The following is a 19,656-nucleotide window of genomic DNA, read 5'->3' on the forward strand; positions in this document are numbered from 1 at the left end:
CGCGGTCAGAACACGGCGGCGGTGACGAGCGCGAGGGCCGGGGTGATGCCCTGGACCACCGCGGCCTGCAGGTAGCGGGCCCCGGTCGAGGCGAGGACGACGGCGGCCCCGACGATCGCGGCGCAGCAGAACAGCACCACCGCGTCACCGCCGGTGTCGCCGACGATCAGTCCGGCGATGATGCCGAGCGCCAGGAAGAGGTTGTAGAACCCCTGGTTGTAGGCGAGCGGGCGGGCGACGTCGGCGTCGCGTTGGTTGGCGAGACCGAACCGCCGCCACACCTGCGGCCGCCTCCACAGCACGCTCTCCATCGCGAAGATCACCACGTGCAGAGCCGCGGCCAATGCGGCGAAGACCTGCGCGATCACCGGCATCCGTCCACGGTGTCACACTCGACGCGACCGCCGCGGCACAATCGCGGCCGCAGAACAGCACGGGAGTGACACGCATGGACGCCGACGAGGTCGACTTCGCCCACACAGATCAGGCGAGCCGCAAGCGTCGGGAGAAGGCGCTGGAACTGGCGCGGTTCGCGTGGGAGCGCGGCATCACCGGCACCGAACTGCTCGACCTGCCCGACGATCGGCTCCGCAAACTGGCCCGCGCGGCCGGCGCGAATCCACCGAGCACCGGCGAGACGTGGACGGTGGCCGCGCAGCTGATCGACGAGAAGACACGCTGGGCGTCGAGCCATCCCGACGATCCGCGCGCCGTCCGCCCGCACGCCGACGAGAAGATCATGTGGGTCAAGCCGCCGATCACTCCGTGGAGTTGACCGGGCAGGGTCCGATCGGACGGTCCGCGAGGATCTCGTGTGCCCGCGACCGGGCCGCGTTGTAGTCGAACCCCGCGTCGGGGTCACCGGCGTCGATGCCGATCAGCGCGCACGAGCGCGCCGGTTCGGGGAGCCGATCGAGCGCGGGCACCGCGTCCACGGACAGCCCGCGCAGGTATTCGACGTCGAGCTTGCCGGTCTCGGCGTACCGCGCGACGTTTCGCTCCGCGATGTAGCCGTCCGGGTTCAGCGCGGCGAAGCCGAGCAGACCGATCGCGGCGGACGCCAGCACCGCGCGCGGAAGCCACCGCGCCGAGAACCGGATACCCGCACCGATCAGCAGCACGAACACCGCGCCCAGCCACAGCTCCGTCGCCATCACGCCCAGCCGCAGCCGGGTGAACCCGAACTCGTTCTCGTACAGCGCCATCCGATGCACCGCCGACGCGACGACCACGAGGCTCAGTGCGCAGAGCAGGCCGAGCAGGACCCGCGCCGGCGCCCGATCCGCGGCGCTCCCCCGGTCCACCTTGCGCATGGAGACCGCCACGACCACCAACGTGAGGACGGTGACCGCCGCGAGTTGCCAGAACCCCTGTCGCGCGTAGTTCGCGTAGGTCAGTCCGACCGTGTCACGCACGTGCCGGTCGCCGCCGAACAACACCCGCACCTGAACGGCGACGAAGCCGGCGAACAGCAGGTTCAGCGCCGCCAGCGGCACCGCCCACTCCCAGCGCGCGATCGGCCGACCCGGTCCGGGCGCCAGGGTGTCGAAACTCGGGGTGCGTCGCCGCAGATACGCGGACGCCAGCGCGGTCAGCGCGACGAGGAACCCGAGGAGCAGGCGGCCGGCGGGATTCGTCACCCGGACGTCGGGCAGCACGGAGTCGAACAGCCTGCCGAACTCCGGATCCGCGCTCACGAACAACGAGCCGAACAACGCCACGAGCGCGACGCTGATCACCGCCACCGCGATCACCCGACCGGGCTTCACGCCGCGCCCGGTGCGCGTCCGGGCGCGCCCGCGCCGTACCCAACCGACCAGCCGCGGTGGGGTGAACCAGAGCGCGAGGGACCCGAACGCCAGCCCGGTCCATGTCCACCCCCCGACCAGCGCAATCGATCCGACGGCCCAGCTCGCCACCACACACAGGGCGACCAGCCAGTCGGCGCCGCGGACCGCGGCCACCGCGAGCAGCGCGATCGCGCCCAGGACGGCGGTGAGCTGAGCCGGGGTGGGACGCGGACGCACCGTCGCGAAGGCGGTCGCCGCCACCGCGGCACCGGTCAGGAGCCAGGCGATGCTCGCCGCGGTCGTCTGCACGGCGAGAGCCGCGAAGGCCCCCGCACCCAGTGCGGCCGCGATCGTCACGCGGGGCGCCATCGATGTCCGGTCGCGGCGCCAGACGTCGCGCGGCCACAGCGTCAGTCCCACGTCGTCGGCGATGTCGGGGGTCTCGGGTCGCCGGGTCGTCGGTGCGGTCATGTCGTCCTCCTCGTCCACGCCCGGCCGTCGGACGGCAGGCGTCATCGCGGGGCGACCGGAAAAGGTGTCACCCCGAACGGAATTCGGTCGTGATGTGTGTCTACGTCTGGGGCAGTGCCACCCGGATGCAGCAGCCGGCCGCCGTGTCGAGCACCTCGATGCGGCCCGCGTGCAGTTCCACCGCCCATCGGGCGATCGCGAGTCCCAGACCGGTCCCACCGTCCTGGGCGCCGCCGCGAGCGAAGCGTTCGAACACCCGGGAACGGTCCGCGACGGGGATGCCCGGGCCGTCGTCGTACACGTCCAGGATCAACTCCCCCGCATGCGGTTCGACGCGAACCGTGATGCGCACGGGCGAGTCGGGCGATGCGTGTCGCGCCGCGTTGTCGACGAGGTTGGTGACGACCTGGTGCAGTCGAGCGGTGTCCGCGACGGCGCGTAGGCCCGCCGGCGCGACGTCCACGACCACCCGCAGCGGCCGCGCCGGACTGGACACGTGCCGGATCACGTCGTCGAGGAACGGTTCGATCTCGAAGGTGTCGCGCTGCAACGGAACGACGCCGCCCTCGAGGCGCGACAGGTCCAGCAGGTCCGCGACCAGACCGCCCAGCCGCTCGGTCTGCGCGAGCGCCGAGCGCATCGTCGACTCGTCGGGAACCTCGACGCCGTCGACCACGTTCTCGAGCACCGCCTGCAGGGCCGCGATCGGGGTGCGCAACTCGTGCGAGACGTTGCCGATCAACTCCCGCCGGTATCGGTCGTGCGCCTCGAGGTCCTCCGCCATCTGGTTGAACGCCGTCGCCAGTTGTCCGATCTCGTCCCGGGAGGTGGCGCGGACGCGACGCGAGTAGTCGCCGGTCGCCATCGCCTTCGCGGCGGCGGTCATCTCTCGCAGCGGGGACGTCATCCCGTGCGCGAGCACCTGCGTCACCACCAGGGCCGCGACGAGGGCCGCGAGAAGCGCGAACCGGAACTGCCACTGCGAGGTGATCCAGAACGTCACCGACGAGAGGAGCAGCGACGCAACCACCAGCAGTCCGGTCTTGGCCTTGAACGAGCGCAACGGGTCCAAGGGACGGGGCCAATTCATCGCGGCACCTCCAGCGCGTACCCGACGCCGTGCACCGTGCGGATCAGGTCGCCACCGAGCTTGCGACGCAACGCCTTCACGTGGCTGTCGACCGTGCGACTGCTCGCGGCGTCGCCCCAGCCCCACACCTGCGCGAGCAGGGTCTCGCGGGCAATCGCGGCACGCGGCCGCGATGCGAGATGCACGAGCAGGTCGAATTCGGTCCGGGTGAGATGGATCTCGACGCCGACGGATCGGACCAGGCGCGCAGTGAGGTCGATCGACACGTCGCCGAACACCAGCACCTCGGACTCCGCCGCACGGTCGGCTCGACGCAGCAGTGCCGCGATCCGCGCGACCAGCACCCGCATGCTGAACGGCTTGCTCAGGTAGTCGTCGGCGCCCACCCCGAGCCCGATCACCATGTCGGTCTCGTCGGCGCGGGCAGTGAGCATCAGTACCGGGACCGCGCGGGACGCCTGGATGCGGCGGCACACCTCGAGGCCGTCGAAGCCCGGCAGCATGACGTCGAGCACGACCAGGTCGGGGCCGAACGCCTCACACTCCGCGACCGCGCCGGGTCCGTCGGACGCGATCCGAACGTCGTAGCCCTCCGCCCGCAAACGCGCGGCGATCGAATCTGAGATCGTGCGTTCGTCGTCGACGACGAGCACTCTGCGCTGGCTACCCGGTTCGCTGCTGATCACGGATTCGACTGTATTTCGCGGTTGTGGGGATGCCCGGGAGGAGTTGTGAAGGTTGTGTGCAGGTTTTCACGTCCCCGCGCACCCCCGGCCCCTCCCTGCCCGCGTTTTGCGCACTTGTCGCGGTCCCAGGACCCAAGATCCCGCGACAAGTGCGCGAAACGCGGGTGGGCGCCGACCGAATCGTGAGGCTAGTCACTTTTCGGGTTGACTCGACTTCGTTTCTTACTCCGGAGTAAGGTAGTGGCGTCCGAGACCGAACCGCGAGAAATGGTCATCATGAGCAAGCAAGACGTTGTGAAGACGAACGGCGCCAAGCGTGAGCCCCGCGACACCTCGGCGGTCGGCTTGAACCCGGTCAAGCGCGACGCGATGGGCGCAGCGATGCGGGTCCTCACCCGGATCACCGGATCCGACCTGGCCGAGAAGTACAACTTGCGACAGGTCATCGACCGCGTCACCTACGAGGGCACCAAGACCGGCTTCAAGACGCTCGGTGCCGCGACCCGCACGTTCAACCGCGTGTCCGGCGGCGGCGCACCCAAGCGCCTGCCCGACGGCGCCGCCAAGAACGCCGGCTACTTCGACCTGACACCGAACGACGAACAGCAGATGATCGTCGAGACGGTGCGCGATTTCTCGGCCGAGATCCTGCGGCCCGCCGCGCACGACGCCGACGAGGCCACCGAGGCGCCCGTCGACCTGCTGAAGCGCTCCGCGGAACTGGGCATCACGCTCATCAACATCCCCGAGGAGTTCGAGGGTGTGGCGTCCGAGCGCGGCGCGGTCACCAACTCGCTGGTGGCCGAGGCCCTCGCCCACGGCGACATGGGATTGGCACTGCCGATCCTCGCGCCGAGCGGCGTCGCGGTCGCCCTCACCCAGTGGGGCACCGACGCGCAGCAGCAGACGTACCTGCCCGCGTTCGCCGGGGACAGCGTTCCGGCCGCCGCCGTGGTGGTGAGCGAGCCGCGCGCGCTGTTCGACCCGTTCGCGCCGCAGACCAAGGCGGTCCGTTCCCCCAGCGGCTACAAGCTCAACGGCGTCAAGTCCCTCGTGCCGGCCGCGGGTTCGGCGGAGCTGTTCGTCGTCGCCGCGGAACTCGACGGCCGCCCGGCGTTCTTCATCGTCGAGTCCGACACCAAGGGCCTCGTCGTCGAGGCGGATCCGAGCATGGGTCTGCGCGCCGCCGGTCTGGGCCGGCTGATCCTCACCGACGTCGCTGTGCCGGAGTCGGCGATCCTCGGCGACGGCGACGCCGACCAGCGTGCGCGCGAGTACGCCGACGCCGTCCGTCTCGCGCGCCTGGGCTGGGCGTCGCTCGCGGTGGGCACCAGCCAGGCCGTGCTCGACTACGTGATCCCCTACGTCAACGAGCGGGAGGCGTTCGGTGAGCCGATCAGCCACCGTCAGGCGGTGGCGTTCATGGTCGCGAACATCGGGATCGAACTCGACAGCATGCGACTGGTGACGCTCCGCGGCGCATCCCGCGCGGAGCAGGGCCTGTCGTTCGCCCGCGAGGCCGCGCTGGCCCGAAAGCTCGCATCGGACAAGGGCATGCAGATCGGCCTGGACGGTGTCCAGTTGCTCGGCGGCCACGGCTACACCAAGGAGCACCCGGTGGAGCGCTGGTACCGCGACCTGCGAGCCATCGGCGTAGCCGAGGGCATCGTCCTCATCTGACGCCGACCCGATCCGTCTACAGGAGACCTTTCGATGATCAATCTCGAACTTCCCAAGAAGCTGCGGGCCTCGGCGAACCAGGCGCATCAGGTCGCGGCCCAGATCCTCCGTCCCGTGTCCCGCAAGTACGACCTCGCCGAGCACGAGTACCCGGTGGAGCTCGACACCATGGCGGCGATGGTCGAGGGCCTGGGCGACTCCGGCCAGGGCGCGTCCGGCGCCGCCCTGGGCCGCGGTGACGAGCCCAAGGTGGTCGGCAACGCCAACGGCGGCAACATGGCATCGCTGATGAACGTGATCGAGACCTGTTGGGGCGACGTGGGTCTGACCCTGTCCATCCCCTACCAGGGCCTGGGCAACTCGGCGATCGCCGCGGTCGCCACCGACGAGCAGCTCGAGCGGTTCGGCAAGGTGTGGGCGTCGATGGCCATCACTGAGCCCAGCTTCGGCTCCGACTCGGCGGCCGTCACCACCACTGCCGTGCTCGACGGCGACGAGTGGGTCCTCAACGGCGAGAAGATCTTCGTCACCGCCGGAGAGCGCTCCAGCCACATCGTGGTGTGGGCGACAGTCGACAAGACCAAGGGCCGCGCCGCGATCAAGTCGTTCGTCGTGCCGCGCGAGGCACCGGGCCTGAGCGTGGCCCGCCTCGAGCACAAGCTCGGCATCAAGGCATCCGACACCGCGGTGCTGCTGCTCCAGGACTGCCGGATCCCCAAGGACAACATCCTCGGCGACCCGGAAGTGAACGTGGAGAAGGGCTTCGGCGGGGTCATGCAGACCTTCGACAACACCCGACCCATCGTCGCGGGCATGGCGATCGGCCTCGGCCGCGCCGCGCTCGAGGAACTGCGCGGCATCCTGGAGGAGGCCGGCGTCGAGATCTCGTACGACACCCCCGCCTACAACCAGCACGCCGCGGCCGCCGAGTTCCTGGCGCTCGAGGCCGACTGGGAGGCGTCGTACCTGCTGGCGCTGCGCGCCACCTGGATGGCCGACAACAAGAAGCCGAACTCGCTCGAGGCGTCGATGTCCAAGGCGAAGGCCGGCCGCACCGGAACCGCGGTGTCACTCAAGGCCGTCGAACTGGCCAGCACGTTGGGCTACTCGCAGCGCCCTCTGCTCGAGAAGTGGGCCCGCGACAGCAAGATCCTCGACATCTTCGAGGGAACGCAGCAGATCCAGCAGCTCATCATCGCCCGGCGCCTGCTCGGCAAGACGTCGGCCGAACTGAAGTAGCCCGCGCAGGAACACCTCTGACGATTCGAATCCGTCCCCGTCGCTCCCGCAGCGGCGGGGACGGATTCGTCCGCGGCGACGGGGAGCCCCGAACAGCAAACCACCTCCCGCGCATGGGTCGCGGGAGGAGGTTCACCCCGGAGGACTCAGGAGGCGATATCCCTCACGGGCGTTTGTGCATCCTGTCGGCAGCCTCGACAACCCGGGCCGAGCAGACGAACGACCCGACGGCATCGCGGAACGGAAGGACACGACACCCTGCGATTCAGGAATTGAAGCGGCACCGTCAATTCCAGAGCAGGCACACCCGGAATCGGCGCATATGCCGAGCTCTTCTCGCTCCGCGGTCGAACTTTCCGAGCAAGACTTTCCGACGATAACCGCCCGGCACCAGGCGTGTCTCGGATTTGCCCACAAGTCCCGATAGAAGCGACTTTCGGTGCCGCGCATGGAAATGCCGGATTCATCGGACAGAAAAGGGACTATCGGAACATTCCACCGATTTGTCGATCGGGAATTCCCCGTCGACGTCAGCGGCGCACGTAGTCCTGCAGACACGCGACCGTCGCCGCCTGCTCCTCGTCGGTCCCGAAGACCCAGGACATGTACTCGGTGGCCCCGGCGTCGCGCAAGGCGTCGAGCCGCTCGAGCACCTCGCCGCGCGTCCCGATCAGCGCGACGTCCGCCGGATCTGCCGCACCCTCCTTGTCGAGCATGGCCCGGTACGAGGGCGTGTTGGTGTACGCCGCGAACTCCTCCCGGCACCGTTGCCGCGCCACGTCCGCGTCCGACGTCACGCAGATCGGCAGGCCCACCACGATCCGCGGAGCGGGACGGCCGGCGGCCGCCGCGGCGACGCTGATGCCCGGGACGATGTGTTCGGCGACCGTGCGAGTGCCGGTCATCAGGGTGACGGTGCCGTCGGCGTGCTCGCCGGCCAGTCGCAGCATCGCCGGGCCCAGCGCGGCCACGAGCACCGGCGGGGCCGGGGTGTCGAAAGTGTCGAGTGGACGGGGCAACTCGGCCCGCAACCGCACACCGTCGACGTGCGTCCGCTCCCCGTGCAGTGTCGGCACCAGCGCCGCCAGGTAGTCCCGCGCCCACTGCACCGGGCGGTCGAAGCTGAGGCCCCACACGTCCTCGACGATGAACCGATGCGAGACGCCGATCCCGAGTTGCAGGCGTCCACCGACCGCCGCCTGAGTGGTGAGCGCGGACGCCGCCAGCAGCAACGGGTGCGTCGGATGGGTCGGGAGCACCGCGGTTCCCAACCGAATCGACGTCGTCCGCTCCCCCGCCAGCGCCAGCACCGTCAGCGCGTCCCACCCGAAGATCTGCGGCACCCACGCCGCGGCGAATCCGTCGGCCTCCACCCGCGCCACGCGCTCGACCACCTCATCGAGCCGTGCGGCAGGCCACACCATCCGACCGATCTCCATCACCGACCACCCCTTCCGACGACGCCGAAAGCAGTGTCCCAGCTCGAAAGTGGATCGCGGCCGGATTCCGGAACGCGAAGGGTCCCGTCGCCGATGCGACGGGACCCTTCGTGTGAGAAGTTCAGCGCTGCATGACGTTGGAGCGGCCGGCGACGACCGGGATCCACAGCACCGCCAGCAGCGCCATCGCCGCCCACTCGACGATCAGGCCGTAGCCGATGCTGCCGGCGTGGACACCGCGGACGCTGTGCTGCGACCAGTAGGTGAGCAGCCCGAGGACCGTGCCGACCGTGACACCGGCCATCGCGACCCACGCGAACACCCAGCGTCGGGTCCACGCCGCGAGCGCGGACACCGCGATCCCGAACACGACCACGAACCACGTGAACAGCCGAGCCAGCGACGCCACCTCGTGGTGCCCGCCGGCCATCACCTGCCATGCACGCAGGCCGTCGACCTGTGGGGCAGCCAGGGCGATCAGCAGGATCATCACGGTGGCCGCGATGAACGGGCCCCGTCCGCGCGGGTCGACCTCACGGGCCACCCGCTCCTCGATCATCGCCAGTTCGCGCCGCAGCAGCGACAGATCGTCACTCATCTGTTCGTGCCGGTCGATGCTCGTCTGCGTTGAAACACACCGAAAACCATATCGACGGCAACGAACCCGAGCAGGGTCAGCCCCAGCAGCGGCACGAACCATCCGACCAGTACGGACCCGATCACAATGGCGCCCACCGCCACCGGGTGCAGGCCGCGCAGGGCGCCACGGGCGGGCGGACGACCCCACCGCTGCGTGCCGCGGGTCGGGCGGCGCAGCCACCACATGGTGTAGCCGAGGACGATCACCACCAGAAGTGCCGCGGCGAGCGCCAGCAGTGCGATCTGGTTGAGCAGGCCGAAGAGGATTCCCATGTGCAGGCCGATGGCCCAGAACGTGAGCTTCGCCGCGAACGGCCAGTCCGCGAACCGCACGGTGTCGGTGATCTGCCCGGTCGCGCCGTCGATCGCCACCGAATCGGTCGAGAACTGGAACGGCTGCCGCGTCTGCGCGACCGTGAACGCCGTGTCGGGCTTCGACGGAATCGACGCCTCCACCACGCCGGTCACGCCCGCGTTCGCGGCGACCGCGAGGACGTCGTCGATGCGGGCGACGTTGGTGTCGAGAATTCCCGCCCCGGCCGCGGCATCGTGCCCGCCGCCGTGACCGTCGTGGCCACCCGAAGGCGCGGCCTCCGCACCGTCGAGCGACTTCGACACCGACGGCGTGCCCCAGCCGAGGTCGGCCCGCAGGTCGCCGATGTTCTCACCCGCATACTTGGACCAGGTCAGGCCCGTCGCCGAGAGGAACACCAGGCCGAGCGCGATCCACAGCCCGATCGCGCCGTGCCACCCGAGCGCCCCATTGCGCCCGCGTCCCCCACGCTTGACCGTCCACAACCGCGGGGCCGCGGACCCGTTGCGGGCCTTCGCGGTCCGATAACGGCGCACCCACAGGTAGACGCCGCCGAGCGCGATCACCCACAGCCACGACGCGGCGATTTCGCTGTAGATCCGGCCGGGTTCGCCGAGGTGCAGGTGCCGGTGCAGCTGCGAGATCCAGGTCCGCATGGGCAGCGCGCTGCTGCTGCCGTAGACGACGAGTTCGCCCACCGGCCGCGCCGACACCGGGTCGACGAATACCGCGAGCCGCTCCGACTCGCCGAGCGTCGGATCGGTGAACAGCACCCGCGTGGTCTGGCCCTGCTCGACCGACGGCCGCACCGCCGACACCGTCAGGTCGGGACGCTCGGACTGCGCGGCGGCGATCTGCGCGCTCACCGGCGCGGCCGGTCCGGTCGACTCGACCTGCAGGTAGTCGCGGTAGACAAACTGCTCGAGCGTGGGGGCGATCGCGTACAGCCCGCCGCTGATCGCCGCGATCACGAGGAACGGTGCGACGAAGATGCCGGCGTAGAAGTGCAGGCGGAGGACCAGCTTGCGGAGCGCGCCCGGCGGTGAGGAGTCCGGAGACGAGTTCTCCGGTTCGGTTCGGTTGCCCGGGGCGTTCGGAAGGTGCGCAGGGGTGGTCCCCACGCCTTCGGAAGCGTGCATGAAAGAGCTCTTTCCTGAGGTTTCGGATCGGCGCGCGGGACAGCGCACGCCGCGAAGAACACGCCGACGGGCACCCCCACGGATGCGCGGGCATGCAGGCGTCGGCGGTGAAAGCAGCAGCAGATGCCGGGCACGTCGAAACGTGACCGGGCGGCTACCAGGAAAGAGTGGGAGGTCCGCGGGTTCCGCCCGCGGCCCGGGCGATGCGCGAACTGGTGGGATCGACCCGGCGAACCACCGTGGGCGTCCAGCGCCGAACATCGGGCACCGGTGGCGTCGACAGCACCGCGACGACGACGCGCACCACCGAGGCGATCACGCCGAGCAGTGCAGCCTCGGCCGCCCGGACCAGCACCGCGCCGACGGCGGTGGCCGCCGCGTGTGCCGCGATCATCTGCGGGGGCAGGTTCAGTCCGTGACCGTGATCGGAGGCCAGCGTCAGCGTGAAGTGCCCGATCCCCTGGCCTGCCGCGAGCACGGCGGCGAGGAGGACCAACGGATTGCAACGGCTGCGCACGGACGCGACGGCGGCACCGACCACCGCGCTCGCCGCGACCAGGAGCACGATCGATTCCTCGCTCGGTACGGCAGTCCCACCGCCGAGGCCGTGCGCCGCGATGCTGATCGCCCCCGACAGCGAACCGACGAACATGCCGCGCATGTGCGCGACGGCGTCGGCTCGGGAATTCACCCCGCGAGATTAGCGCCTACTACTGCCATTAGTACATCGGCCGACTCGCGACGGAAGCGATCACCAACTGTGACGCGTATCACCATTAGGCTGAGGGGGCTGACGTCATCGATGGGAGCCACCATGCAGGACGTTCTGACGAGGATCACCGACACGCTCAGCGCCGTACGAGTGATGCAGCGCTCCGGCCTCATCCCCTTCCCCCGCGTCGACCTGGGCGTCCGCGAGATTCTCGCGGTCGACAAGTACGGGCCCTTCGCCGGGTCGGTGCACGCCCACGCCGCACAGGACCCCGACCGCGTCGCAATGATCGACGAACGTGGGCCCCTCACCTACCGCGAACTCGAGGAACGGTCCAACGCTATCGTCCGCGCGTGGCAGGCCGCCGGGATCGACGCCGACTCCACCGTCGGCGCGATGTGCCGCAATCACCGCGGCCTGTTACTGACGATGCTCGCCGCCGGGAAGTCCGGCGCGCGCCTGGTGCTCATGAACACCGGCTTCGGCCGCCCCCAACTCGCCGACGTAGCCAAGCGGGAAGGTGTGCGCCACTTCGTGTTCGACAGCGAGTTCGCCGAGGTCGCCGACGCCTTGCCGTCCGACGTCACCCAGTTCCTGTCGTGGGTGGACGAACCCGTCCACACTCCTCCCGCAGAGACGCCGCCCCGCACCCTCGACGATCTCATCGCGGGACAGTCCTCCGAGGCGGTTCCCGCCCCGGAGGAACCGGGTGCATTCGTCCTCCTCACCAGCGGAACCACCGGCACCCCGAAGGGCGCGCCGCGCACTCACACCTCAATGTTCGCCTCCGCCCAGTTCCTGGATCGGATCCCGTTGCGCCCCAAGCAGACCATGCTCGTTCCCGCACCTGCGTTCCACGGCACCGGCGTCTCCCAACTAGTCCTGGGATTCGCACTCGAAAACACCATCGTGATGCAGCGCCGATTCGATCCCGAGACGACCGTGCGCCTGCTCGCCGAGCACCGCGCCGACACGCTCGTCCTGGTCCCGACGATGCTGCAGCGAATCGTCGACCTCGGACCCGACGTGCTCTCGCAGTACGACACCTCGAGCCTGAAGGTGATCTTCTCTGCCGGCTCGGCAATCTCCCCCGACCTGAGCATCCGCACCCAGCAGGCGTTCGGGAAGGTGCTCTACAACTTCTACGGCTCCACAGAGGTGGCCGCAGTCACCATCGCCACCCCCGACGACCTCGAACGCGCCCCCGGCACCGCGGGACGCGTCCCGGCCACGTGCCACATCGCCCTGTTCGACGACGACGGCAACCGCATCACCGAACCCGACGTGGTCGGACGCATCTTCGCCAGGAGCGGGCTGAGCTTCGAGGGTTACACCGACGGACGCGACAAGCAGCGCATCGACGGCATGCTCGCCACCGGCGACGTCGGACACTTCGACCGCGACGGACTGCTGTTCGTCGACGGCCGCGACGACGACATGATCGTCTCCGGCGGCGAGAACGTGTACCCGCTCGAGGTGGAGAACCTCATCTCCGAACGCCCCGACGTTCTCGATGTCGCGGTGATCGGCGTGGCGGACGACCAGTTCGGCCACCGACTTCGTGCGTTCGTCGTGCCCGCGCCGACGTCCGCCCGGGACGCGGACGAGATTCGTGCACACGTGAAGGCGAACCTGGCCCGGTACAAGGTGCCCCGAGATGTCGTCTTCATCGAGGAGTTGCCCCGCAACACGACCGGCAAGGTGCTGCGGCGGGTGCTGATCGCGATGGAGATCGAGTCCGACTGATGTTCGATCGCACCGGAACCGCACCGAGCGAGCCGCTGCTCCCGAAACGACCCGCCGCACCCCCGATCGCGCGTGCGGGAGACCAATTCGGGAGCGAGGTCGCGAACTGACCCCCACATGCACGAAGGCCCGGAAGTCCAACTGGACTTCCGGGCCTTCTTTAGTAGCGGGGACAGGATTTGAACCTGCGACCTCTGGGTTATGAGCCCAGCGAGCTACCGAGCTGCTCCACCCCGCGATGCATGAACGAAGTTACACGAGCGGGCGAACCGAATGCAAATCGCCTGCAGCGGGCCCGATTCGACGCACATCCCCGCCCCCGACACCGACATCCGAGTGACGCAGTTCACGAAAACTCGGTAATCCATCTCACATAACGAGCATGTAACACTCCGGATTCGACTCGGCAACGACCCCCCACCACCTGCACAAATGCTCGGCCGTAGCGAAACCGAACGGGTCGACCGGTCTGTTCATGCGAGGTGACGCCCGCCGAATCCCTGTCGTACGTTCGTTACCGGCTCGTGATGATCGAGCGCATCGACCGACCGCCCCGCCGCTGCCAGCTCTGCCCCCGCGGGACCGGACACGACAAACCCTTCGAGGGGCAGGGACGCGAAGATCGCACGCCCGGGACGACGCCTCGTCGCCCGCCGGCCGCTCGCGTCGGCGCAGGAGAGGATCCATCCCGCATGACCATCAGCATCAGCAAGCGTGCCCTCGGAATGGCCGCAGTGACCGGCGCCCTCGTCGCCGTCCCGTTCGGCCTGGCCACCGGCACCGCCTCCGCCGCGACCCACAACTGGGACGGCGTCGCACAGTGCGAGAGCGGCGGCAACTGGTCCATCAACACCGGCAACGGCTACTACGGCGGCCTGCAGTTCTCGCAGAGCACGTGGACGGCCAACGGCGGCACCGGCTCCCCGCACACCGCGTCGAAGGAAGAGCAGATCCGCGTCGCCGAGAACACCCTCGCGTCGCAGGGCCCCGGCGCGTGGCCCGTGTGCGGTCAGTACCTCTCCGAGGCCGCGCCCGCACCGGCACCGGCACCCGTCGAGCCCACCCCGGCTCCTGCCGTCGTCACCCCGCAGCCCGCCCCGATGCAGGCCACCGCGGCCGAGTACCTCGACCAGGCGGTCCAGGTGGCCGGCGACGTCGCCACACAGCACGGCTACGGCGACCAGTTCCAGCAGGTGCTCGGCACCCACGGCAACGTGCTCGCCGACATCAAGGCCGGCTTCGCCAACTAGGACTTGTATTTCGCAGCGCCGAAACCGGTGGGGCGGCCGCCACGGCCGCCCCACCGGCGTTTCCGGTCGTCCGGTTCGGCGACTATCGCTTCGATGCCTCTCACCCGGACGGATGCGCAGGGTGCAACTCAGCCCCGGGTGCGAGTGAGGTCGAGGGTTCAGGCCGGTTCCGCTCAGAGTGCGTGAGGGATGTCGTCGTCCTCGTCGGCGTCCCAGGGCCGGACAGCGATCTGATGGAGCAGCCAGTGCGGATTCACCCAGGTGGCCCAGTTCCGCCTGAGCCATCCGATATCGATGAGTCCGGCCCCTTCGCGGGGCCTGCACTCTCGCGGCAGCACTTGGAAGACCAGTCCGGCCTTGTACCCGCCGACCACCCACAACTCGCAGCCGCTGTCGGGCTCCCGGGTCTCGGCGATCATGAGTTCGACGTGATCCGCGCCGTGCGGCGCGCCGACGATCCGCAGCCTGTCGCCTCGCACCAGATCGGCGTCGTAGTCCTCGAGCAGCACGGCCTCTCCCCACATCGGCTAGGTATCGACACACATTCGGCAGGCACACCCTAGCCCCGCAACTGAAGGGACCCTCCGCGCGCTCGCAGCGCACGAAGGGTCCCTTCAGCTCTCGCCGGTCCTCGGTTCCTGGCGGCGAACCGTCTAGCCGCCGGCCTTCTGGTACGCCTCGACCGCCTTCTGCAGCTGCGCGAGCGCGTCGCCGTAGGCCTTGAAGTCGCCGCCCTGCTGCGCCGACTGCAGATTCGCCAGCGCCGCATCCAACTGCGCGACCGCCGCGGCCTTGTCCGGGGTCTGACCGGGCGCCGGCGGCGCGGGTGTCGCCGGCGACGTCGTCTGACCGGCGTTCTGCTCCGGCGACGGTGCGGTCTCACCGCTCGGCGCAGTCGCGACGTTGCCGGTCCCCGACCCGAACACCTGATCCAGCGCCTCGGCCAACGTCGGCGCGTAGCCGACCTTGATGCCGTTGGTGTCGGTGAAGCTCACCATGACGCGCGCCAGCTGCGGGAACGCGTTCGGCGAATTCCGCTGCGTGTAGATCGGTTCGACGTACAGGATGCCGCCGTCCGCGATCGGCAACGTCAGCAGGTTGCCGTACTGGATCTTGTTGGACTGCTTGAGCAGCGACAACTCGCTCGCCACGCGCGGATTCGACGTCATCGCCGACTGCGCCTGCTGCGGACCCTGCGTCTGCGTCTCCGTCGGCAACTGGAGCACCGTGAACTTGCCGTAGTTCTCCGGATCCGACTGCACCGAGATGTACGCCGACAGCAGCTCACGCTGGTAGCCGACCATCGGGCTGGTCAGCACGAACTGCGGCTTGGCCGTCTTCGGGTTGCCGGACAGCACGTAGTACGGCGGCTGGTTCTTGTCCGTGTCGACCGTCGGGTCGCTCGGCACCGACCAGAACGCGTTGTTGCCGAAGAACACGCCGGGATCGTCGACGTGGTACTTCGAGAGCATCTCGCGCTGCACCTTGAACAGGTCCTCCGGGTACCGGAAGTGCGACTGCAGATCGGCCGAGACCTCCGACTTGGGCTTGACCGTGTCCGGGAAGACACCCATCCACGCCTTGAGCACCGGATCCTGGTCGTCCACCTGGTACAGCGTGACGGTGCCGTCGTACGCGTCGACGGTCGCCTTCACCGAGTTCCGGATGTACGACACCTCCTTCTTCGGCAGCATCCGCCCGGTCGCCTGGTTGGTGCTGTCCTGCACCAGTCCCTCGAGCGACGAGCGCTGCGCGTACGGGTAGTTGTCGAGCGTGGTGTACGCGTCGACGATCCACTGCATGCGTCCGTCCACGACGGCCGGGTAGACCGTGCCGTCAGTGGTCAGCCACGGTGCCACCTTGTTGACGCGCTCCGCCGGATCACGGTTGTAGATGATCTTCGAATCCGACCCGATCGCACCCGAGAACAGGATGTTGCGCTCGGTGTACTTGGCCGCGAACGCCAACCGGTTGAACCAGTTGCCGATCCCGACGCCGCCCTCACCGGTGTAGGTGTACTTCTGGTCGTCGGTGTCGTACTCGCGGGGCGCGCTGCCCGGCGTACCGCCGACGATCGCGTAGTCGGCATCCGAGGCCGCGATCACCGGGCCGTAGTAGATGCGCGGGTTCTCGACCTCGAGCGCCTTGTCGGCGGGCTTGGTCGTGAGGTCGCTGACGCTGTAGATCGGGTAGCCACCGGTGTTGTTCTGGACGTCACCGCTCACCGCCGTCACCTGGTTGGCGTAGGCGGCCACGAAACCGTTGCCGTGCGTGTAGACGGTGTGCTTGTTGATCCAGTCCGTCTGGTTGCCCTGCAGGCTCGACGGGGACAGCTCGCGTGCGGCGACGACGAAGTCGCGCAGTTCGCCGTTCATGTCGTACCGGTCGATGTTGAGCGACTTGGGGAACGCGTAGAAGTTCTTGAGCTGCTGCTGCGCCGTGAACGTCGGCGACAGGATGTTCGGGTCGAGCAGTCGCGTGTTCGCGATCGTGGTGACGTCCGACGGCACGTTCTTGGGCTGTTCCTCCGCCTTGCCCGAGTACGGCACGTATTCGACGGTCTCGTCGGTGATCCCGTACGCCTGCCGTGTCGCCGCGATGTTGCGCTCGATGTAGGCGCGTTCCTTGTCGGCCGCGTTCGGCTTGACCGAGAACTGCTCGACGATCAGCGGGTACACCGCGCCGACGAGGATCGACGAGAACACCAGCAGGACCACCGCCATCGCGGGGATCCGCAGGTCGCGCAGGAAGATCGCCGCGAAGAACGCGATGGCGCAGATGATCGCGATCGCCATCAGGATCAGCTTGGCCGGCAGGACCGCGTTGATGTCGGTGTAGCCGGCACCGGTGAACGTGGGCTCCTTGCGGCTGCTGAACAGCAGCGCGTACCGGTCGAACCAGTAGGAGACGGCCTTGAGTAGCACGAACGTGCCGGCCAGGATGGCCAACTGCACGCGCGCCGACCGCGTCAGCGCGCCCTGCCGCCCGCTCAGCCGCAGGCCACCGAAGATGTAGTGCGTGATCAGGCTCGCGAAGAACGCGATGACGACCGCGACGAAGAGCCAGTTCAGCACGAACTGGTAGAAGGGCAGATCGAACGCGTAGAAACCGATGTCCTTGCCGAACTGCGGATCGGTGACGCCGAACGAGTCGCCGTTGAAGAACATCTGCACCGTCGCCCAACTGGCCTGGCCGACCAGGCCGGCGAACAGGCCGATCACGACGGGGATGCCGATTCCGAACAGCTTCTGTCGCGTCATCACGGCGGTGCGGTACCGCGCCACGGGATCGTTCGCGCCCGGCGACGGCAGGAACATCGGCCGCGACCGGTAGGCCAGCAGCAGCGCCAGCCAGACGATCGCACCGACGACCAACCCGACGATCACGAACAGCGCCAATCGGGTGAAGATCACCTTGCTGAAGACGCCACGGAAGTCGACCTCACCGAACCACAACCAGTCGGTGTAGATGTCGATGAACCGGGGGCCGATCAGCAGCAGTGCCGCGGCGATCAACGCCAGGATCAGCAGCACGCGTGTGCGTTTCGACAACGAAGGTAATCCGGCGGGGGGCCGCATGCCCACTTGCCACTCCCAACAATCCGGCGACGCCTTCGCGCCGCAGCCAATGCACCGTCCAGCGTCACCTGAGAGTGACCGTTTCGTCCCACTCTACGTAACCAGTGGGCGTCGGGAGCACCACGACCGACGAGTACCGGTGCGGTCCCCTGGTGCAAGGATAAGTACGTGATCGATAGTGATGGCGTATTCCACGGGGATGACCCGTTCAGAGGCAACCCGAACGTGAGCCTGTCCGACGAGTCCCTGCGCAGATGCGTGCACGAGGTGATCGACTTCGTCGACGCGGGCGGATGGGGCCAACCGCCCACGATGTTCGCGATCGTTCCGACCGCGCTCGTCGCCGCCGCCGAGCCGTCACTGCTCGATCAGCTGGACGCCGGCGCCGAACTCACGCCGATCGAACAGGGTGCGCTGCCCGACGACGTCGAGGGCGGCTCCCCGGCGCTCGACGAGTTCCTCGCCACCACCACCTGGCCGTCCGAGGTGGTCGGCTGCGCGCTGGTGCAGGAGATCGTCGTCCTGCCGCCGGAGGCCGAATCCGACCTCGACGACACCCTCGCCCCGCTGCTCGCCGACCGGCACGCGGCGGAGGAGGCCGCGCGTGCCGCCGCGGAGGAGCACCCGGAGCGTCGGGAGGCGCGGCTGATCGCGGCGGTGCTGCGGGACGGGCCCTCGATCGCGCTGCTGCAACTGCGCCCCACCGACGACGACGACCCGTTCGCCGGCGTCGAACTGCGCACCTACGACAACCTCGCGCCCGGCGTCGTCGCCGCGCTGTACGCGACGCTCGACGCCGACGAGGAGTAGTCCCTAGCAGGCCGGTGCGGTGCCGCCGGAGTTGATGGTGGCGAGGGCGTCGACCGCGCCGCCGAGGGTCTCGACCTTCACCAGGTCGATGCCGTCCGGCTTGTTCGCGCGGGCCTCGTCGCAGTTCTTCGCCGGGACCAGGAATGTGGTCGCGCCCGCCTCCTGCGCGGCAATCATCTTGTACGGGATGCCGCCGATCGGCCCCACGTCACCGTCGGGGTCGATCGTGCCGGTGCCCGCGACGAACTTGCCGCCGTTGATCTCGCCGGGGCTCAGCTTGTCGACCACCGCGAGGCTGAACATCAGGCCGGCCGACGGGCCGCCGATGTCGGCGAGGTTGAAGTCGACGGTGAACGGCACGTTCGGCACCTGCTTGGCATTGACGCCGAGGTAGCCCTTGGTGGTGTCCTGCCCGCCATCGGTGTCGGGCCGGGAGCCGAGCGTGATCGGGGCGGTCGACTCGACGCCGTCCCGCTGGTACGTCACCTGCACGGTGGTGCCGGGCGCGGCCGAGCCGATCACGTCCTGCAGCCCGGTCAGCGTGTCCACGGGAGTGCCGTCGATCCGCAGCAGCAGGTCGCCGTCCCGGAGCACCGACGCGGCCGGCCCGTCGGCGCTGACGGTCGTCACTTCCAGCGCCACCGGCAGACGGAGGTACCGCAGCGCCGCCAGTTCGGCACTGTTCTCGGACTTCTCGAACTGCGCGGTGTTCTCTTCCTGGACCTCGTCCTTCGACTTCTGCGGCGGGTACACCTCTTCGCGGGGCACCAGGCCCTGCCGACCACTCGCCCACAGGCCGAGGGCGTCGAACAGCGTCAGCTTGTCGCGCACCGCGACCGTCGTCATGTTGAGGTTGCCGCTCGTCGGGTCGACCGGGGTGCCGTCGATCTCGACGACGGGCTTGCGCACGATCTCGCCGTCCACGTCGACGTCGGCCTCACCGAGGGTGTTGACGGTCGGACCGGGACCGAGCGCGACGAACGGCACGCGGACCGTCGTCCCGAGAATTCCGAGCGCCACGACCGGGGCCAACGCTGCCAACAGGGTCACCATCCGACGGTTCACCAGGCCCAG

At 68.9% G+C, this 19,656-nt stretch carries 17 protein-coding genes and 1 tRNA gene; 6 read left to right on the forward strand and 12 right to left on the reverse strand.

The genetic code is table 11. The features are described 5' to 3' along the window. Window positions 1–5: 5 nt before the first annotated feature. Window positions 6–374, reverse strand: a complete 369-nt coding sequence (locus EGT67_RS02385; RefSeq protein WP_127914417.1) for a DUF1304 domain-containing protein — start codon at window positions 372–374, stop codon at window positions 6–8. Between the two features lie 74 nt (window positions 375–448). On the opposite strand from EGT67_RS02385, the gene EGT67_RS02390 reads away from it, so the two are divergent. Further along, window positions 449–775, forward strand: coding sequence for a hypothetical protein (locus tag EGT67_RS02390; protein WP_127914418.1), 327 nt, complete (start codon window positions 449–451; stop codon window positions 773–775). Here EGT67_RS02390 and EGT67_RS02395 read toward each other — a convergent pair. The 3 genes from EGT67_RS02395 to EGT67_RS02405 form a co-directional block, all read right to left on the reverse strand. Further along, entirely contained in the window at window positions 759–2,261 is a 1,503-nt protein-coding gene (locus EGT67_RS02395; RefSeq protein ID WP_127914419.1) for a DUF4153 domain-containing protein, read from the reverse strand. The two genes, EGT67_RS02390 and EGT67_RS02395, sit on opposite strands and share 17 nt — an antisense overlap. Window positions 2,262–2,361: 100 nt before the next feature. Next, window positions 2,362–3,351 (reverse strand): HAMP domain-containing sensor histidine kinase, encoded by a 990-nt coding sequence (locus EGT67_RS02400; protein ID WP_127914420.1) that lies wholly within the window; start codon window positions 3,349–3,351, stop codon window positions 2,362–2,364. After that, window positions 3,348–4,004: a response regulator transcription factor gene (locus EGT67_RS02405; RefSeq protein ID WP_127914743.1), complete on the reverse strand. Its 657-nt coding sequence runs from the start codon at window positions 4,002–4,004 to the stop codon at window positions 3,348–3,350. Before EGT67_RS02405 ends, EGT67_RS02400 begins: the two co-directional genes overlap by 4 nt. 300 nt (window positions 4,005–4,304) lie before the next feature. On the opposite strand from EGT67_RS02405, the gene EGT67_RS02410 reads away from it, so the two are divergent. Both EGT67_RS02410 and EGT67_RS02415 read left to right on the forward strand, forming a co-directional pair. Further along, window positions 4,305–5,717, forward strand: a complete 1,413-nt coding sequence (locus EGT67_RS02410) for an acyl-CoA dehydrogenase family protein (RefSeq protein WP_127914744.1) — start codon at window positions 4,305–4,307, stop codon at window positions 5,715–5,717. 33 nt (window positions 5,718–5,750) lie between these two features. Further along, complete coding sequence (locus EGT67_RS02415) at window positions 5,751–6,956, forward strand: acyl-CoA dehydrogenase family protein (RefSeq protein ID WP_127914421.1); 1,206 nt, start codon at window positions 5,751–5,753, stop codon at window positions 6,954–6,956. Window positions 6,957–7,486: 530 nt separating this feature from the next. Here the strand turns inward: EGT67_RS02415 and EGT67_RS02420 are convergent. The 4 genes from EGT67_RS02420 to EGT67_RS02435 form a co-directional block, all read right to left on the reverse strand. Continuing rightward, entirely contained in the window at window positions 7,487–8,395 is a 909-nt protein-coding gene (locus EGT67_RS02420) for a TIGR03564 family F420-dependent LLM class oxidoreductase (protein WP_241565876.1), read from the reverse strand. 121 nt (window positions 8,396–8,516) lie between these two features. Beyond that, window positions 8,517–8,993: an Rv2732c family membrane protein gene (locus tag EGT67_RS02425; RefSeq protein ID WP_127914423.1), complete on the reverse strand. Its 477-nt coding sequence runs from the start codon at window positions 8,991–8,993 to the stop codon at window positions 8,517–8,519. Then, the gene (locus EGT67_RS02430; protein WP_127914424.1) at window positions 8,990–10,486 is read right to left on the reverse strand and encodes a PepSY-associated TM helix domain-containing protein; all 1,497 of its coding nucleotides are present in this window, start codon (window positions 10,484–10,486) and stop codon (window positions 8,990–8,992) included. Before EGT67_RS02430 ends, EGT67_RS02425 begins: the two co-directional genes overlap by 4 nt. Window positions 10,487–10,640: 154 nt before the next feature. Further along, window positions 10,641–11,177, reverse strand: a complete 537-nt coding sequence (locus EGT67_RS02435; RefSeq protein ID WP_127914425.1) for a hypothetical protein — start codon at window positions 11,175–11,177, stop codon at window positions 10,641–10,643. A 123-nt stretch (window positions 11,178–11,300) separates the two neighbouring features. Here EGT67_RS02435 and EGT67_RS02440 point away from each other — a divergent pair, with 123 nt between their 5' ends. Continuing rightward, complete coding sequence (locus tag EGT67_RS02440; RefSeq protein ID WP_127914426.1) at window positions 11,301–12,944, forward strand: acyl-CoA synthetase; 1,644 nt, start codon at window positions 11,301–11,303, stop codon at window positions 12,942–12,944. Between the two features lie 164 nt (window positions 12,945–13,108). Here EGT67_RS02440 and EGT67_RS02445 read toward each other — a convergent pair. Then, window positions 13,109–13,182, reverse strand: a tRNA-Met gene (locus EGT67_RS02445). 454 nt (window positions 13,183–13,636) lie between these two features. On the opposite strand from EGT67_RS02445, the gene EGT67_RS02450 reads away from it, so the two are divergent. Next, window positions 13,637–14,194 (forward strand): transglycosylase family protein, encoded by a 558-nt coding sequence (locus EGT67_RS02450; RefSeq protein ID WP_127914427.1) that lies wholly within the window; start codon window positions 13,637–13,639, stop codon window positions 14,192–14,194. A gap of 173 nt (window positions 14,195–14,367) precedes the next feature. Here EGT67_RS02450 and imm45 read toward each other — a convergent pair whose 3' ends face one another. Next, the gene (gene imm45, locus EGT67_RS02455) at window positions 14,368–14,703 is read right to left on the reverse strand and encodes an Imm45 family immunity protein (RefSeq protein ID WP_164877463.1); all 336 of its coding nucleotides are present in this window, start codon (window positions 14,701–14,703) and stop codon (window positions 14,368–14,370) included. 144 nt (window positions 14,704–14,847) lie between these two features. Continuing rightward, window positions 14,848–17,772, reverse strand: coding sequence for a UPF0182 family protein (locus EGT67_RS02460; protein ID WP_241565877.1), 2,925 nt, complete (start codon window positions 17,770–17,772; stop codon window positions 14,848–14,850). Between the two features lie 225 nt (window positions 17,773–17,997). On the opposite strand from EGT67_RS02460, the gene EGT67_RS02465 reads away from it, so the two are divergent. Beyond that, complete coding sequence (locus EGT67_RS02465) at window positions 17,998–18,582, forward strand: PPA1309 family protein (RefSeq protein ID WP_241565853.1); 585 nt, start codon at window positions 17,998–18,000, stop codon at window positions 18,580–18,582. 3 nt (window positions 18,583–18,585) lie between these two features. On the opposite strand, the gene EGT67_RS02470 is transcribed toward EGT67_RS02465, so the two are convergent. Continuing rightward, the gene (locus EGT67_RS02470; RefSeq protein WP_206612262.1) at window positions 18,586–19,647 is read right to left on the reverse strand and encodes a YlbL family protein; all 1,062 of its coding nucleotides are present in this window, start codon (window positions 19,645–19,647) and stop codon (window positions 18,586–18,588) included. Window positions 19,648–19,656 lie beyond the last annotated feature (9 nt).

It is taken from the genome of Prescottella agglutinans, assembly GCF_004011865.1.
GTDB lineage: Bacteria > Actinomycetota > Actinomycetes > Mycobacteriales > Mycobacteriaceae > Prescottella > Prescottella agglutinans.